Origin of the sequence: Treponema rectale (assembly GCF_014202035.1) — a bacterium.
GTDB lineage: Bacteria > Spirochaetota > Spirochaetia > Treponematales > Treponemataceae > Treponema_D > Treponema_D rectale.
Genome location: NZ_JACHFR010000003.1, coordinates 172,653 through 189,515 on the forward strand (window position 1 = coordinate 172,653; position 16,863 = coordinate 189,515).

Consider the following 16,863-nt stretch of genomic DNA (forward strand, 5'->3'; position numbering starts at 1 on the left):
ATAGAAAAGAGTATGAAAAAAACTAATGCAATGCGGATTCTGGACGGACTGAAAATTCCTTATGAATCTGCTGAATATGATGACGACGGTGAACATAAGCTTGAACACGGTGCAGCCGGCATGACTGCGGAAAAACTCGGGATAGACCCTGCCCGGGTTTTTAAGACAATAGTCATGCGTACTGAAACAAAAGAAACTGTGGTATTCTGTCAGAATGCTCTTTGTGAGATAAATCTTAAAAAAGCAAGAAATGCCTGCGGTGCAAAAGAGGTAACTCCGGTAAAACAGGAGGAACTTCTTGCTCTTACAGGTTATGTCCGGGGAGGATGTTCTCCTCTGGGAATGAAAAGACAGTTCAGGACTTTTATTGACCAGTCAGCTCTTGACTGTGATAAGGTTTATGTAAGTGCAGGGCAGAGGGGCGTTCAGCTTTGTCTTGCTCCTGAAAATTTAATAAAGGCCTGCAACGCAGTCGTTACAGACCTTAAACTCTGATTTTATTTTCCGATGCTTGAGTTTGTAACGTAAGCTCCGCTTGCTGCAAACTCAGCGATTTTTGTTATTTCAGCTTTCCAGTATTCAGCCTCGCTCTTTGTTGTATAAGGACCAACCCTTACGCGGAAGTAGAGGGTATCTTCTTTATTGCGCCAGGTAAATACTTCGCACTGGAATCCTTTATCGTAAAGCAGCTTTCTTGCTTCATCAGCAGTTTTCTTGCTTGTATATGATGCAATCTGAATCCAGAAACGGTCAGCCTGCTTTTCTTCTTTTGTGCTTCCAGACTTGACGGCAGTTTCTGTTGTTTTTGAAGAAACTGCTGCAGGTTTTGATGCCTGCTGCGTATTTTTTACAGTATTCTTTGAAGGCTGTACGGTTTCAGAAGATGCTGTTCCCACGGAAGCGGCTGAATTGCCGGCCTTGGAAGAAACTCGGGCAGCTCCAAACTGAATGTCAGTAGATTCAGTTTCGTTTTCAGGAGGAAGAACAGTTTTTTCTGGAACCGTTCTCTTGTTTCCTGTTTCCCTGATTATCCTCTGAGCAGCTTCATTGTTTGCAGTTACGCCTTCTGTTCCTTCCTTAGTGTTTTCATAGATATTAGTAGTTCCGCTGGCATAAACCGTAAGGTTTTCTGTCATCAGGTTTTCCGGCATAGCAGAATCTGAAGTTTCAGATTCTACCCTGTCAGCTATCTCTGAATCGTATGGGAATGCGCCTTGTTCGCTGCCGGTGAACTCAGTAGTTTCATCGTTGAAGGAACTCGGCGGTTCAGAAGAAGGAACCGACGGTGCTACATATATAGAATCACTTCCGTTGGAATAGCCTGTTTCAGCAGATTTTTTTGTCTGCGGGGCATACAGAATAAGGGCAGCTCCTATTACGAATAAAAGGAAAATTCCTGCTGCCAAAACAATCCATAAGGTCTTTTTCTGTTCCATAATCGTAAATCCCCTCCCGGTACCCCTGTATCAGTCTTCGTAAAGTTTTTTTAAAAATACGTCTATCTTTTTTTCAAGATTCAAAAGTGTACCGGTATTCCGTACTCTTCTAATATCGGCATTTGAATTTTTATATTTAGCAAAAAGATTTTTCTGGCTTTTAAACCTGTTGAGAATGAGGCTGAAGGGCATTCCGTCCCTTTTTCTTGCCCTGAAAAGACGCTGAATTAACGGACTGTCTACATAAAGTACGGCGTCACATTTTTTTATGAAGGGAACTTTATATAGAACTGCGGCATTTATGACTATATCTGTGGCTGCATTTTTTTCTGCGAATTCTTCTATAAGTCTGTTTATTTCCGGAAAGATTATTTTCTCGTGGGCTTCCACAAGTTCTTTGCTTCCGAAAATAAGCTGTCCCAGATTCCGGCGTATTATTTTACCGTTTACATCAGTAAGCTGAATGTTTTTTTCTTCCGCCAGTTTCTTAAACTGAGTTACGACTGCGTCATTTACTTTTTCCAGAGCCTGATGGGCAAGAATGTCTGCATCGGCACAGGCAAATCCTTTTTTTTCAAGTATTGCTGCTGCGGCATTTTTTCCTGCTGCCATTGGCCCCGTTACGCACAGAATAAGGCGTTTGTTTTTTCCGTTATACGTTTTCAATGGAAGCATCCCCAGTTTTTGCCGTACTCAACGCTTACTCTCAGTGGAACATTCAGTTTGAAAGTATGTTCCATCCTGTCCGTAATTAAAGCAACTGCCTTTTTTATGAGGGACTCATCATCAGGACATTCAAATATAAGTTCGTCATGAACCTGAAGAAGCATTTTTACAGGAAGCTTCTGTTTTTTAATTTCTTCATTCACGTCAATCATTGCTTTTTTTACGATGTCAGCTGCGCTTCCCTGAATCGGAGAGTTTACTGCAATGCGCTGTCCGCTTTGCTGAATGAGTTTATTCGTATTTCTCAGTTCCGGAACGTAGCGTCTTCTGCCTGTAATTGTTTCAGTATATCCCTTAGCAGCAGCATCTTCGATCGTTCTGCTGATAAAATCCCTGACTCCGCTGTAAGTCCTGAAGTACTGGTCTATGAAGTTTTTTGCTTCCGTGCGGGAAATATCCAGTTCCTTTGCAAGCCTGAAAGCACTCATTCCGTACATTACGCCGAAGTTAACGGTTTTTGCAAAACGCCTCTGCTGCGGTGTAACTTCATCCGGACTTATTCCGTAAATAAGGGCGGCTGTAGATTTATGAACGTCAGTTCCGTCTATGAAGGCCTGGCTTAAGTTTTTATCTCCGCTAAGGTGAGACAGAATTACAAGTTCAATCTGGGCATAGTCTGCACTTATGAGGACGGTTCCCTGTTCAGCGGTAAAGGCACTTCTGATTCTCCTTCCGTTTTCATCCCTTACCGGAATATTCTGAAGGTTAGGTTCCTTTGAGGAGAGACGCCCGGTTGCAGTTCCTGTCTGCATGAAGGAAGTGTGAACGCGGGAAGTTTCATCTGCAAGAAGAGGCAGAGTCTCTACATAAGTATTTAAAAGTTTTGTATAAGAACGGTATTCAAGTATTAAGGAAGGCAGCGGATTATCCGTGGTTTCAGAAAGTTCTTCAAGAACGGCGGTATCCGTTGAATATCCTGTTTTTGTTTTTTTACTTCCTGTCAGTCCCTGTTCCTCAAAGAGAACATCCTGAAGCTGTTTTGTAGAGGCTATGTTGAATTCATGGCCGGCTTTATCGTAGATTTCTTTTTCTTTATCTGCAATAAGCTTTTTCAATTCTATTCCGTAGGCTGCAAGCTCTTTCTTATCAAGATGAATGCCGGAAGTTTCCATTGAAGCCAGAATCGGAAGAACCTTCATTTCCATTCCGTAAAAAAGCTCGTGGAGTGAATTTTCTTCTATAATATTGGAGAACAGTTTGTACAGCCTGAAAGTAAAATCTGCATCTTCTGCTCCGTAAGGAACTGCCTGTTCCAGGGGAACGTCTGCAAAGGTGCTTCCTTTTGGAACTATGTCTGAAAATTCAATTCCTTTAAGGCCAAGATAGTTTTCGCTTAAGGTTTCAAGAGAGTAGGGAGATTTTCCTGATTCGCTGGGATTTAAAAGCCAGGCGGCAACCATTGTATCAAAGACAGAGCACCGGATTTCCTGTTTCATTCCGTTTGTTTTAAGGACTTCCAGGTCAAATTTTCCGTTATGCATTATTACAGTAACTTCAGGATTTGAAAACAGCCTTTCAAGTTCATTAATGCAGTCAGATTTTGCAATGGTTTCAGGAGCAAACATTTCTCCCGGAAGAAGGACAGGTATATAGCAGGATTTTCCTTCTTCCGTACAGAGGGAGAATCCTACAAGACTGTCTTTTAAACTGTTTAAGCCGGTTGTTTCCGTATCAAAGGCCGCTGTCTTATTTTTTGATGAAAGAATGTCATCGATAAGGGAGGAAAGCTGCTCTTTTTTTGTTAAAGCAGTGTAATTTCCCTTGTTCTGAATTACTGTTTCTGCTTTTTTTAACGGTGGTTCCGTAAAATTTCCCTGCTGTGGTGCAGCCGGTACTGACTGCCTCTTTTCTTCAGCCGGTTCAGTTTTTGCGGCATTTTTTGAGAAGGAGGAGGCAACCTGAAAGGCTCCGTATTTATTTAACAGGGCAGCGGCTCTGTCAAAATCCAGATTGTCTGTCCTGAAACTTTCAAAATCTATTTCTACCGGAACTTCGTCGTTTAAGGTTATGAGTTTTTTTGAAAAATATGCATTTTCCCTATCGTTTCTGATTTTTTCTCCAAGGGCACCTTTTATTTCTTCCGCATGTCCGTAGATTCCGTCCAGAGACTGGTACTGGGTAAGAAGTTTTACTGCCGTTTTGTCTCCTACGCCTTTTACTCCGGGAACATTGTCTGCCGTGTCTCCGGTAAGGGAAAGATAGTCCAGTATTTTTTCCGGTCCTACACCCCATTTTGCAAGAACATCGTCTTTGTTTAAGGTTTCCCATCCGCCGCTGGCTTTATCCGGCTGCATCTGAAGGCAGGTATCTGTTACAAGCTGAAGAAGGTCCTTGTCTCCTGAAAGAATCCTGCATTCCCGGTTTTCTTCAGCACATTTTTTTGCCACGGTGGCAATTATGTCATCAGCTTCGTAGCCGTCTTTCTGAAGTACGGGTATTCCAAGTCCTGAGAGTATTTCTTCAATCCATGGAATCTGGGCATGAAGGTCTTCCGGAGTTTTTGCCCTGGTTGCCTTATATTCAGCGTACATTTCGTGCCTGAAGGTAGGGGTCCTGGAATCAAAGGCTGCCGCAAGGTATTTTGGATTGTGGCTTTTAAGAAGTGCCCGGAGATTCTTAAAGAAGATTACTACGGAATTGATGTTTTCTCCGTTTTTATTTGTAAGGGGATGATTTATCAGTGCAAAGTATGCCCTGTAAATAAGGCCGTAACTGTCAAGAATATAAACGCAATTATCACTCATAGGGCTATTTTAGTGAAAAAGCCTTCCTTTGTCAGTGAAAATGCAGGGGTAAAAAAAAGACCGCCTGAAAAAATATGGAGAACCTTCAGGCGGTCAGTGGTGATAATGAGTTTAGATGTTTTACAAGTGTTTATCTCTGTACGCGACCGGAACCGTCACCGCCGGCAAGAGTCTGTACTTCTGCTACGCTTACCATGTTGAAGTCACCTTCGATAGAGTGCTTGAGACAGCTTGCAGCTACTGCAAATTCAATTGTTTCCTGATTTGCATAGTTGTTTGTACATGCGTAGATAAGTCCTCCGCCGAAACTGTCACCGCCTCCTACGCGGTCAACTATTTTCATATTGTATTCTTTTGAGAAGAAGCTTTCTTTAGTTTTTCCGTCATAAAGCATTCCTGCCCAGTTGTTTTCACTTGCAGAAATTGAAGTGCGGAGAGTAATTGCTACTTTCTTGAAACCGAATCTTTCCGTAAGTTTTGCTGCAACTTCCTTGTAGCCTTCCTTGTTGAGCTTTCCGCTGGTTACGTCTGTAGCTTCTGATTTTATTCCGAATACGTCATTTGCATCTTCTTCGTTAGATATACATACATCTACGTACTTGCAGAGTTCACCCATAACCTGTCCGGCCTTCTCTTTAGTCCAGAGCTTCTTGCGGTAGTTAAGGTCACAGCTTACGGTAATTCCCTTTTCACGGGCTTTTTTACATGCTTCGAGACAGATTTCTGCAACGTTGTCGCCTAATGCCGGGGTAATTCCAGTAAAGTGGAACCATGATGCACCTTCAAAAATCTTGTCCCAGTCAAAATCTTCTTTTGAGGCAAGGGCTATTGAAGAACCTGCGCGGTCATATATTACTTTTGAAGGACGCTGGGAAGCTCCTTTTTCAAGATAGTAGATTCCTACGCGCGGGCCGCCTCTTGTAATAAAGCTTGTGTCTACACCAAAACGGCGGAGACTGTTTACTGCAGCCTGTCCGATTTCGTGAGCAGGAAGTTTGGTTACGAATGCGGTATCAAGTCCGTAGTTGGCAAGAGAAACAGAAACGTTTGCTTCTCCTCCTCCGAATGTTGCTCCATAATTTTCTGCCTGAACAAAACGGTAATAACCTTCCGGTGCAAGGCGGAGCATGATTTCTCCGAATGTTACGATTTTTCCCATGATTAACCTCTTATTTCTTTAACGATATTGCTTGCTTCGCGGGTAAGACGTTCGATTTCCGCAAAGTTTCCTGCATTTATAAGGTCGCCCTTAACCATCCAGCTTCCTCCGCAGGCAAGAATCTTGTCACATGCAAGGTAATCCTTTACGTTGTTTGCATTGATTCCACCTGTAGGCATGAATTTCATCATTGTGTACGGGGCACTCATGGCCTTTATCATTTTGAGTCCCCCTGCATTTTCTGCCGGGAAGAATTTTACTACATCAAGCCCGAAACCTAATGCCATTTCAAGTTCTGTAGGAGTCATTATGCCTGGTGTTACCGGATAGCCTTTGTTAATGCAGTGTTCAACAACCTTCGGATTGAATCCCGGAGAAACGATGAATTTTGCACCGGCATCAACAGCACGGTCGGCCTGTTCTGGAGTAAGGATTGTGCCTGCTCCCACAAACATTTCAGGGAATTTTTTTGCGATTGCACGGATGCTTTCTTCTGCCGCATCTGTTCTGAATGTAACTTCTGCACATGGAAGACCGCCCTTTATAAGGCTTTCTGCCAGAGGCTGTGCGTCGTCTGCTTTATTCAGTACAACAACCGGAACAATGCCGGTTTTACCTATCTGTCTGAGCGTATCGTTCATAAAAACCTCACTTTACATAAACTGTAGTGCCTTTTTAAAAAAAAGTCACGCAAAATTTGGTTTCAAAGTGAAAAATTTGATTCTAAATAACTAAATTTGATATCAGATTTAGTTTCCTGATGCAGAGTGATGATATATTTTTTTAAGATGATATCAATTTTATAAAAGTGATATCACTTTTATAAAGAAATATTAATTTTTTCTTGACATATCAAAAAACTGGGCTGAAAATATTGTGAAAAGGTTTTCAATAAATTGTTATCAAACGTTTATTTTGGTTAATGAAAGCATTTAAAAAAAGGAGGACATAAAAAAAGATGAGGAAAGTTTCTGCTTTTCTTGCGGCTGCATTCCTGTTTTCTTCCTGCTCGCTCGTTGATAATGGTACGGCGGATGTTTCGACCTATAACTACGGGTATGTGACGCAGGATGGAAAGAGTGTTGTTGCAACAGGAATCAGAACGCTTGATACGGACGGCAATGAACTTTTTGGTTCAGGCGGCTGTATGGTTCAGGCGGGAGAGTATTTTTACTGGTATGGTGAACATCGCTTTGCCAATTATGGTTTTCTTGGAACTTCCTGCTACCGGTCGAAGGATTTGGTTCACTGGGAGAACCGCGGAGATATTGTCCGGTGGGACATTAATGACTGCGGTACTATTCTTGCCGGAGGAAAGGACGGTTCAATCATCGTTGAACGCCCTAAAGTCATTTACAACAAAAAATACGGCTATTATGTAATGTGGGGACATCTTGACCGCGGTTACGGACTTGCAGGTGTTGTTGTCTGCAAGGGAAACAGTCCTGATAATACAGACGGCAGCTGGGAATATGTAGACTGGTTCCGTCCTTTTGACGGTTCTAAGTTTAATGTCCATGAAAACGGAAGTTACGGTGATTCTGCTTACTATGATGATGAGGGAGTTCATGGAACAGATCCTTACGGATACATGAGCCGGGACTGTACGCTTTTTGTTGATGATGACGGAACTGCTTATTTTGCAGGTTCTTATGCAGAAAATCAGTACATGCATATCTATCGTCTTACAGATGATTATCTCCATATAGATGAATCTTACTGGCCTACGGATAATACTCTTTCTGCTACTGCAAGAGAAGCTCCATGTCTTTTCCGCGAAGGAGACGTATATTACATGATAAGTTCCGGTACTGCAGGATGGACTTCTACCATTACAACACTTCAGTATGCCTATGACATAAGGGGACCATGGTCTTCAACACTTACAATCGGTGATACAACTTATGTCGGACAGCTTTCTCAGTCTGACCGTTCGCAGCCTGCCTATGTATTTAAGCTTGAAGCAACTGATGGAAGCGGAAACTACGACTGGATTTATATGGGTGACCGCTGGGGACCTGCATTTGGAGGAAGTTCTCCGTATGACAGCCAGTATGTATGGTGCGAACTTTATCTCAATAAAGGCAGTTCCCACATGTATTTCAGTGAAGCCCTTCTGGTTGACATAAAGCACGGGGATGTTTCTTCTCCGACTTACTATAAGCTTCAGGACAGGGCTGGCGGATACATTTACAGTGCTGATACTTCATTTGCCGGACTTAATCCTCAGCGCGTAACTTCGCTGGATAATGTGTACAAGGGACAGTGGCGTTTTTATCCTGTAGGTGATGCTTACATGATTATCAACCGCTGGAGCGGAATGTGTCTTTCAGTCGTCGATGATGCCCTTAATTCAAGACTCGTTCTTGCAAGCCGTGATTATACAGATACTAAACAGCTGTGGTACATAGATGATTATTCAACTCCATATAACAAAATCAGGAGTAAGTATTCAGGCTATTACATTTCTGACAGCCATCCGATTACAGGCGGTGTTGCCCAGAGTTCATGGGGATACAGAAATCCTGGCTGGACTCATGACAGTACGATTGAATCAAATGAAAAATATACGCGCATAAATTATATGGCGTTTAAAGTGACACAGTAGGGGGTACAGTGATGAAATTGTTTTCTAAAAAAAGTGTCACTGCGGTATTATCAGCAGCAGCCCTTTTATTTACATCCTGTGATTCACTTGCTGATGATGTTCTTGTTGAACCTAGTGACTGGAGTGAAGGTGTAATGGAAACTCCTTATTACCTTATGTCTTCCATTGGTGCAAATATGTACATTTCCAGTGATTCTCTTCATCTTGCATGGAGTGATGACGGACTTACATGGACTGCCTTTAATTCTAACGGTGCAGTGCAGACTACTAATTCCGGTTCCAATCATTATCGTGATCCGAGTATTTTCAGACTGAACGACGGAACCTTTGTTCTTCTGGCTGCAGACTTTACAAGTTCAGGAGAAATCCAGGATCTTGGAAGCCGTTCAGATTTAAATTACTGGGGTCATCCTAAAAGTACAATTTATGTTGCTTTCAGTAATGATCTGATTAACTGGACGAAAGGTCATTTCTTAAAGCTTACGGAAGGTACCGGAAAAGACGGTGCTGTACGTCACTGCTGGTCTCCCCGTGCTGTCTATAATAAGCAGTATAAGTGTTATGACATTTACTGGATTGGTGATAATGAAGAAGGGGTTAATGAAGTTTATCTTACACAGACTTATGATTTTTATTCCGTAAAGTCTCTTAAGGATAATGTAATTTATTCTCCGGGATGTTCCGTAATAAATGCAGCTGTTGTGAAAAGCGGTTCTTCTTATTACCTCTTTGCCCGCGATGATGATGTAGATTTTGCTACAGGTTCAGGCGGAGATATCCAGGTCGCTAAATCAGAAAGATGGGGTAAGGGCTTTACCCGTATTTCTTCTGATTACATAAACAGGGTTAACGGTCAGTTTACTCCCGAAAACGTAATGTATCCATGTGTCTATAAACTTAAGGATAATAATACCTGGGTAATGCATGTTAATAAGAAAAATGATCCTACGACATTTTCTACTTATGTAACGACAGACATTTCAGATACTTCAAGCTGGAAGGCAGCTTCTGCAGCAGATCCTGCTTTAACCTTTACTCTTCCCGGTGCAAATATTGATACATCAGTTGTCATGATTACTCAGGAAGAATTTGATGCACTGGATGCTGTGTACTAAGGAGTCGGTAAGATGAAAAAAGTTTTAATACTAACAGTTGCTGCTTCCTGTGCCTTTGCTTTCTTTTCCTGCAGGGAAAGTCCTTCTGTTGAAAACGGAGCAATTACAGCATCAGGAAACAGTCAGAATGCTTCAACTGTGAATACAAACGGAACCCCGTGGAAGGATACTTCCGGTAAAACCATTCAGACTCATGATTCAATTCTTCATTATCAGGGAAAATATTACTGGTATGGTCTTGATTATGAGAGCAACCTTATAAACACGGGTTGTGATGCAAATGGCTTCAGGGCTGTAAAGTGCTATGAAAGTGAAGACCTTGTTAACTGGACGCTTAAGAATAATGTTCTTACATGTAATACTTCAGCTTTACTTGCAAACTGTGACCTTAACAACATTCAGGTTGTATATAATCCGAATACTCATAAGTTTGTAATGTGGGCCGGCTACAATAAGTCTTATGTGGGAACAAGCGGTCTTAATTTTGGCGCAATAAGAACAACTCATAACCGCCTTTATACAATGGCAAATATTGTTGCAACAAGTAATTCTCCTTATGGAAATTTTGAGATTGCAAACAGTTTCTTCTATCTTCACGGCGGAACTACGCAGACATCTCTCTTTGTTGATGAAGACGGAACCGGCTACAGCATGGGATGGGCTAATAAAGATAATTCATGGAGATTTTATATAGACCGCCTTTCAGATGATTATCTTGGAACCTCTTCTACAGTTGCAGAGCTTTATCCTGAGACAGAAATTGGAAGAGCTTCTGTCGTAAAATACGGAAACTTTTACTATCTGTTTATGGGTGCCTTTATCGGAGAACTTGATGATGCAACATACAACAGTGTAGGCTCTGCATCCCGCGTTGACAGCTGGATGACGAATAAAAACGGTTCTACTACAAATCAGTCTAATGACGGTTTCATTAACTATCACTTTACGTACTTTGATTTTTACAGAGACAGTGCAATTTCAAAGCCGATGGGATATACCGGCGTAAGGGTTGCATTTGCTTCAAGCATGGACGGCAGCTGGAGTGATTACGGTTCATTCGGTCCTGATGATTCAAGCTGTGAATTCAGTTCTGTGCTTAAGATTCAGGGAACGGAAGAAACCAGTTACATGCTCATGTTCAATAAATGGAATACGGCAGATTTAAGTGAAAGCGGTTATGTCTGGTATCCTGTTTTCTTTAATAAAGTATCTCCTCAATTCAGTTATCCTGAATTTGAAGAGTATCAGGATATTACCATCAATGCTGCTAAAGGCACTGTAACTGCAGAGTAAAGGAGAGAAGCGTCATGAAAAAAATTATTGCTGAAACAATAGCTTTCCTTTTAGGTTTTAATGCATTATTCACTTCATGTTCACAGTCAGATCATAAATTTATTATGACTGAAGACAGGGGACTTGCAATTGCGTCTCTGGAAATAGATCATGACAGTATTTACATGCAGGGAAACAAGGGAAAAACTCAGGCATCTCTTTCCGTAACATACAGTCCGTCTCTTGCTCAGGATACGCTTATTTACTGGTCTTCTTCGGATGAAAATGTAGCTTCCGTTTCTGATACAAATCTGACGACCTGTACGGTTACGCTTCAGGGTACGGGAAAAGCTGTTATTACTGCTTCTTCGTATTCTGGTTCTGCAAAGGCTCAGTGTGTCGTAGAAGGAATCCTTGATGAAACACCAGCCTTTGAAGTTGCAGACATTACTGTTACTCCTTATGCAAACAATATTGAACTTACATGGAAAAATCCAAGTGACAATGCAGAGAACCTTTATGGAATCCGTGCAGATATTTATGCCGGAGATAAGGCTGAGGGTACTCCTGTAAAAAGTGTTGAACTTGAAGGAGCAGGGGAAGGTAAAGTTTATTCAGAGAGAATCAGAGATTTAACCCCTGAAACTGAATACTGTATAAGCGTACGTTCCCTTACTGTAAATGCAATTTTAAGTGATGAAGCAAAAGAGGCTACCTTTACAACCCTCGCAGCTGATGATGAAGCTCCTGCGGCAGTTACTGATGCTGTCATTGGTTCTGTATCTGCAGAAAATGTGGTTGTAAAGTGGACGGATTCTGCCAGCGATGATGTATGGTATATTGCCGTTTATGCTTATGATGCTTCAGATGAAGAAATTGATTTCGTAAAGGTATTGCCGGGTAATGAAAGCTGTACAGTTGCCGGAGTTTCAGATGACAGTGATAAATATACATATAAGATTGTTGTCGTGGACAATAATTTTAATGTGTCATCTGAAGTTTCGCTGGTATATTATAACGGAGCACATGTTTCTGCTCTTACGGCTGCACCTTCAACAGAGTATTCAGGTCTCTTAAGTCTTGCATGGACTGATCCTGAAGAAGATTTTGATCATCATTCAATAACACTTTCTTCTGAAGGACAGGAAGATATTGTAGTTGAATCTGTTGCAGCGGGAGTTCAGAAATATGACTTTGCAGGCCTTGTTCCTGGTGCACTTTATTATGTAACGGTTTCTACATTTGATTCAGAAGGAGAACCGACTGGAACCTCAGGAACGCGCTCTTATGCTTCAAAAATACAGATCAGATTTTACAGCCGTGAAAGTGCAGGCTTCATGGTTGTAACTTCTGCAAAATCATTTAAGACTCAGGACGGCAGTTCTGCTGCTTACAGTTACAAGTGGCTTAAAATGCCGGCCCTTGATGGAAGCACTGAATTTACTTATGACGGTGACAGTGGAAAAACAGGAACAGTTCCTACATATTCAATTATGGCTCAGGGAATAGATGGCAGTGCTTCAGGACAGTACATATATCTTACATCGAATGATTCTTCCGTAACAGGAGGAACGTCATCGACTGAAGCTCCTTTGACAATCTGTACTGCTGATGATGTTGATGCTGAAAGGCTTTCCTTTGCAACATTTATTTCTGCTGCAGTAGATGCAGATGATTCCAAATATAAAGCTTTACGCTTTAAAGAAAACTACTATCAGCTTGGTTCAACTTCTTCAAAAGTCATATACAGGACAAGTGCCGGTGCTGCAGGATATACCAGATGGCACTGGACTATTACTGAAGAAGTTTCAACACCTGAGGACTAGGGGAGGATATGATTGTGAAAGAAAAAATCATTAAGGCTGCAGTTTTAATGTTTATTCTTCCTGCTTTTCTTATGTCCTGCGTGGATGTAGAGAAGGCTGAAGAAAGCGGCAGTCTTGTAATAAGTCAGAGTGAAATCTCTATTGATAATGCACTTGCAACTTCATCATCAGCTGAAATTACAGCTTATCTTGAAAATGCGGACGGTGTGGTTAATTTTAAGAGTCTTAATGAAAGTGTCGTTACTGTAGAAAAGACATCTCCAAATAAAGCTGTTCTTACTGCACAGGGAGATGGAACTGCAAAAATCTGTGTTTATACAGATGACGGAAAATATGTAAAGTACTGTACGGTAAATGTAACTTTAGGAAAAATTTTCTGTCATGATGTAACGGATATAAAGGAAGGTGAGGTTACTGAAGAGTCAGCTTCACTTTTCTGGACGGCTCCTTCTGATGCAAGCCTTGTAGAAGTATCAGTTATGGATGAATCCCTTGAAATTCTTAATGTTGTTTATTTTCCGGCAAAAGACGGAAGCGGCACTGTAGAAAATCTTGAACCTAAAACTGTTTACAACTTTAAGGTTCGTGGTGCTAATAATCCTGGAACATCAAAGGAAGTATTTTCTAAAAATTATTCAGATGTCATTCAGATGGAAACTGATGAATTTGTTCTGGCTCCTGGAAACGTAGAAGATGTAATTGCCCGGGTAACAGATCATACGATTACACTTACATGGACGGATCCTTCTGATAAGTATTATTCGGCTGCCGTTATCACTGTAACTTCTGATGCAAAGAAATTTGACGGAAGTGCTTTTACTTCTGAAGAAACAGAAATTGAAGTTCCTATCGGAAAGAAATATGTTTCATGGTCTGATGTACAGGCAGATACGGAGTATACATTCAATATCAGGTCAAAGGATAAGTTTGGAAATGTTCAGGGAGATGCAAACAATGCTTCTGCTGAAGGTGTAAATTACACTGCAAGAACAGAAGAGGATGTGGATGCTCCGTCTGCAGTTTCAGATGTGTTTATTGATGTTTCATCTGACGGTGTGAGCTGTTCATGGACTTGTCCTGATACATTTGACGCAAAGAACATTGTAGTTGCTGAAAATGATACTGAACTTGCAAGGGTTCCTGCATCGAGTGTTTCTGCTGTTCTTTCAGAACTTACAGAAGGAATTCATTCCCTTAAGATCTGGGTAGAAGATTATGATGAGAATAAATCTGCTGTTCTTGCGGCAGAAGTTGCTACAGGAGCATCGGCCTCAGCTCCGTCTGATGTTACGGCAGAAGCTCACTTTTCTGATGCAATTATTGTAAAGTGGACTGATATATCTGATGCAGAAACTTCATGGAATTATTCGATCAGATGTGTAAATACTTCTGATGAAACAGAGTATTACAACATTAATCCTGATTCTACTGTCTGCTGCATTCAGAATCTTACAGCCGGCAGTACTTATAAAGCCAGCGTTTACTGTTCAGCCGTAAAAGACGGATATACAGTACGCTATGTTACAGACGTTGCCGGAAACAGTGCATCTGCAAAAGCTGTACGTATTCTTCGTGACATAAGGTTTAACTGGGATTCAAGAGCTCTTGTACCGTTCATTTCTGCTGATGAAAGCACAGTATTTGATAATGTTGTCTGTGTTCAGCATGATTCTGCAAAAGAGTTTGATCTTGCAAACATGAAGTACCCTGTATGGATTGTTCGTCCGTCTTTAAGTAATCCTGCTTCAGAAGAATATTTCAGTCTTGAGGCTGCAACTTCTTCAGGAGAAGAAAGCGGCCTGTATCTTGACTTTGAAGCAAGTTCTTCAGGTTTTTCTACAGATTTTGACGTAGATAATACTACATGGGGAAGTGCTTCCAATCCTCATGGTTATGCAGTTGAATCTTCTGCTGTTACAGATGTGACGACTGCATCATTTAAGATTGGAGATAAAGTTCTTGATTCTTCTATAACCGGATTTTCAGACTGGGGTCATATTCTTACTGAATCTGGAAAGGAAGTATACGCGTCAAACTCAAATCCATATCTGGTAGATTCAATTCCAAAAGAAAATGAATACTGGTGTTATAAAGATACTGTTATAGGTGAATAAAAAAAAGGAGAATATTGATTATGAAAAAAATTATAAAGGCAGCTGCAGCATTGACCTGTGCATCACTTTTAGGCGGAGCAGTTTTTGCTCAGGATGCAGATTTTGAAGAAGAAAGAGCATCTGCTCCACTTCCTGTTTCTGTTTCAGAAAGAAGAACTGTAAATGACAGTCTTCAGATGTCAGAAACTGTAAAACAGATTTCCCTTCACAAGATTGATTATAATACGGACTTTCCGGAACTTTCTGTAAAGGGATATAACAGCCGTGATCTTAAATGGTCTTCAAGCAATATGGATGTTGTGAAAGTAGACCAGAGAGGCCGTCTTTTTCCTAACAGCATAGGTAAAGCTGTTGTTACAGCTGTTTCTTCTGACGGAAAAAAAGCTGAATGTGAAGTAGAAGTTACAAAGTATGGACCGAAACCAACATCTGCAGGACTCAGTCTTTCTACAGGACTCACAGGTGATGCAAGTGTTACATGGGGTTTTGATCTTGATACAGGCCGTTCCGGCTTTACGACAGATCAGAACATTAAGCTCAAGATGGATGTTTTAAATCTTGGTGAAGTATGGGCTGGAGATAATAAAGAGGCTCTTCCTGTATGGGGAGAAATCCGTATCTATACAAAGGGTGATCCGGTGCGCTATATGGTAGATTCAGACAGCGAAACAGATCCTTATGTAAACAGCGGTGACTTTGCAATTATGGTTGACCGTGCAAAGGTTCATGTGGGTGATGCCTATATTACTCTCTTTGACAAAGACTATTCAGATCTTGGTTATGTAAATTATACAACAGGCAGTGATGTTGCATTCAGCTTTATGGCTGCAGACCCGGATTACCGCTATGGTCATCTTACTAAGAGAAACCTTCATACTTATCTTTCTTCTTATGACGAAGATGCAGAAGTATTTGGGTTAAGTGCAGGCTATGAAATGCCTAACGTATTTAAGCTTCAGGCAGATGTTGCTTCTACAATGGAGTGGGTTGCAGGAAGCGATAATCATACATCAGATACTGCAGATCCTTCTCATAACGCTACTGATTATGTTTACAAAGTTTACGGTGAATTTAACTGGATTAAAAATCTCAGCGTTCAGGCAGGTTTTTCAAGCGGAGTTCTTGGAAAAGATTCTACTATAAAACCTGATATTCGTTTTGGTGCCCAGGCAGATTATCAGTGGAACTTCTATGATATCTTCTATCTTAAGCCTTCTGCCGGTGTAACGATGATGCAGCTTGAAGGAATGGGTGATGTTTATCCTCTCTATTCAGCAGGTATCATGCTCGGATGGGAAGACAGACAGAGTGCATTTGATTACTACAGCTGTAAGTATTCCCGCGATGATTATGGACCTTATCCTGGACTTGCATTTGCAATGCAGTATGCTGATTCAAAAATTGCAGAATACGTAACATATTTCAGTGCACAGAATCTTCTTACGACATTCACCGGTGATGATCTTCTCATTCTTCATGGATCATTTAACACAGGAAACAATCTTCTTGTAAAGAACCTTGAAGCTGTCGGTGCAGTTGATATTGTAAATGTTCTTTCTGACCGCTGTGTAATCGGATATACACTTGGAGCTGCATATTATCTTCCTCTTGGAAATCACGGGTTTGGTGTAAAGCCTAAGTTCCTTGTAACAAACTATCATGATACATATAACGATCTTAATGATTACTGTTATGTAAAAGGCGGTGTTGAAATTGGTTTCGAACGTGTAACACTCAGTATTGATTATCTTTCAAATGATATTATCAATGGTTATAACGACGGTACTGATTACAACCGCATGGGCTGTATTGAAACTAAAGTTAAAGTTTCGTTCTGATCAGCAGATCTGTTTAATGGAGCTG

The 16,863-nt window shown here is 41.1% G+C and carries 12 protein-coding genes; 7 read left to right on the forward strand and 5 right to left on the reverse strand.

The genetic code is table 11. The features are described 5' to 3' along the window. Positions 1-12: 12 nt before the first annotated feature. Positions 13-495: a Cys-tRNA(Pro) deacylase gene (gene ybaK / locus HNP77_RS09620; RefSeq protein ID WP_184652978.1), complete on the forward strand. Its 483-nt coding sequence runs from the start codon at positions 13-15 to the stop codon at positions 493-495. Between the two features lie 2 nt (positions 496-497). Here ybaK and HNP77_RS09625 read toward each other — a convergent pair whose 3' ends face one another. From HNP77_RS09625 to HNP77_RS09645, 5 genes are all read right to left on the reverse strand, one after another. After that, positions 498-1,436, reverse strand: a complete 939-nt coding sequence (locus HNP77_RS09625) for an SPOR domain-containing protein (protein ID WP_184652979.1) — start codon at positions 1,434-1,436, stop codon at positions 498-500. A gap of 30 nt (positions 1,437-1,466) precedes the next feature. Next, the gene (gene coaE / locus HNP77_RS09630; protein ID WP_184652980.1) at positions 1,467-2,102 is read right to left on the reverse strand and encodes a dephospho-CoA kinase; all 636 of its coding nucleotides are present in this window, start codon (positions 2,100-2,102) and stop codon (positions 1,467-1,469) included. Continuing rightward, on the reverse strand, positions 2,099-4,906 hold the full coding sequence (polA, locus tag HNP77_RS09635; RefSeq protein ID WP_184652981.1) for a DNA polymerase I: 2,808 nt from the start codon (positions 4,904-4,906) through the stop codon (positions 2,099-2,101). The genes coaE and polA overlap by 4 nt, the downstream gene beginning before the upstream one ends. Positions 4,907-5,036: 130 nt before the next feature. Continuing rightward, entirely contained in the window at positions 5,037-6,065 is a 1,029-nt protein-coding gene (locus HNP77_RS09640; RefSeq protein ID WP_221266570.1) for a sugar kinase, read from the reverse strand. Between the two features lie 2 nt (positions 6,066-6,067). Further along, a complete protein-coding gene (locus tag HNP77_RS09645) occupies positions 6,068-6,706 on the reverse strand; it encodes a bifunctional 4-hydroxy-2-oxoglutarate aldolase/2-dehydro-3-deoxy-phosphogluconate aldolase (protein ID WP_184652982.1) in 639 nt (212 codons plus the stop codon). A gap of 317 nt (positions 6,707-7,023) precedes the next feature. On the opposite strand from HNP77_RS09645, the gene HNP77_RS09650 reads away from it, so the two are divergent. Genes HNP77_RS09650 through HNP77_RS09675 form a run of 6 tightly spaced genes read left to right on the forward strand, consistent with a single transcriptional unit; the run spans position 7,024 to position 16,838 of the window. Then, complete coding sequence (locus HNP77_RS09650) at positions 7,024-8,673, forward strand: family 43 glycosylhydrolase (RefSeq protein ID WP_184652983.1); 1,650 nt, start codon at positions 7,024-7,026, stop codon at positions 8,671-8,673. An 11-nt stretch (positions 8,674-8,684) separates the two neighbouring features. Beyond that, positions 8,685-9,788 (forward strand): glycoside hydrolase family protein, encoded by a 1,104-nt coding sequence (locus tag HNP77_RS09655; protein WP_184652984.1) that lies wholly within the window; start codon positions 8,685-8,687, stop codon positions 9,786-9,788. A gap of 12 nt (positions 9,789-9,800) precedes the next feature. Next, entirely contained in the window at positions 9,801-11,081 is a 1,281-nt protein-coding gene (locus HNP77_RS09660) for a family 43 glycosylhydrolase (RefSeq protein ID WP_184652985.1), read from the forward strand. Positions 11,082-11,095: 14 nt separating this feature from the next. Next, on the forward strand, positions 11,096-12,886 hold the full coding sequence (locus HNP77_RS09665; protein ID WP_184652986.1) for a fibronectin type III domain-containing protein: 1,791 nt from the start codon (positions 11,096-11,098) through the stop codon (positions 12,884-12,886). A 14-nt stretch (positions 12,887-12,900) separates the two neighbouring features. Next, entirely contained in the window at positions 12,901-15,000 is a 2,100-nt protein-coding gene (locus HNP77_RS09670) for a fibronectin type III domain-containing protein (protein ID WP_184652987.1), read from the forward strand. 20 nt (positions 15,001-15,020) lie between these two features. Further along, positions 15,021-16,838, forward strand: coding sequence for an Ig-like domain-containing protein (locus HNP77_RS09675; protein ID WP_184652988.1), 1,818 nt, complete (start codon positions 15,021-15,023; stop codon positions 16,836-16,838). Positions 16,839-16,863: the final 25 nt, after the last annotated feature.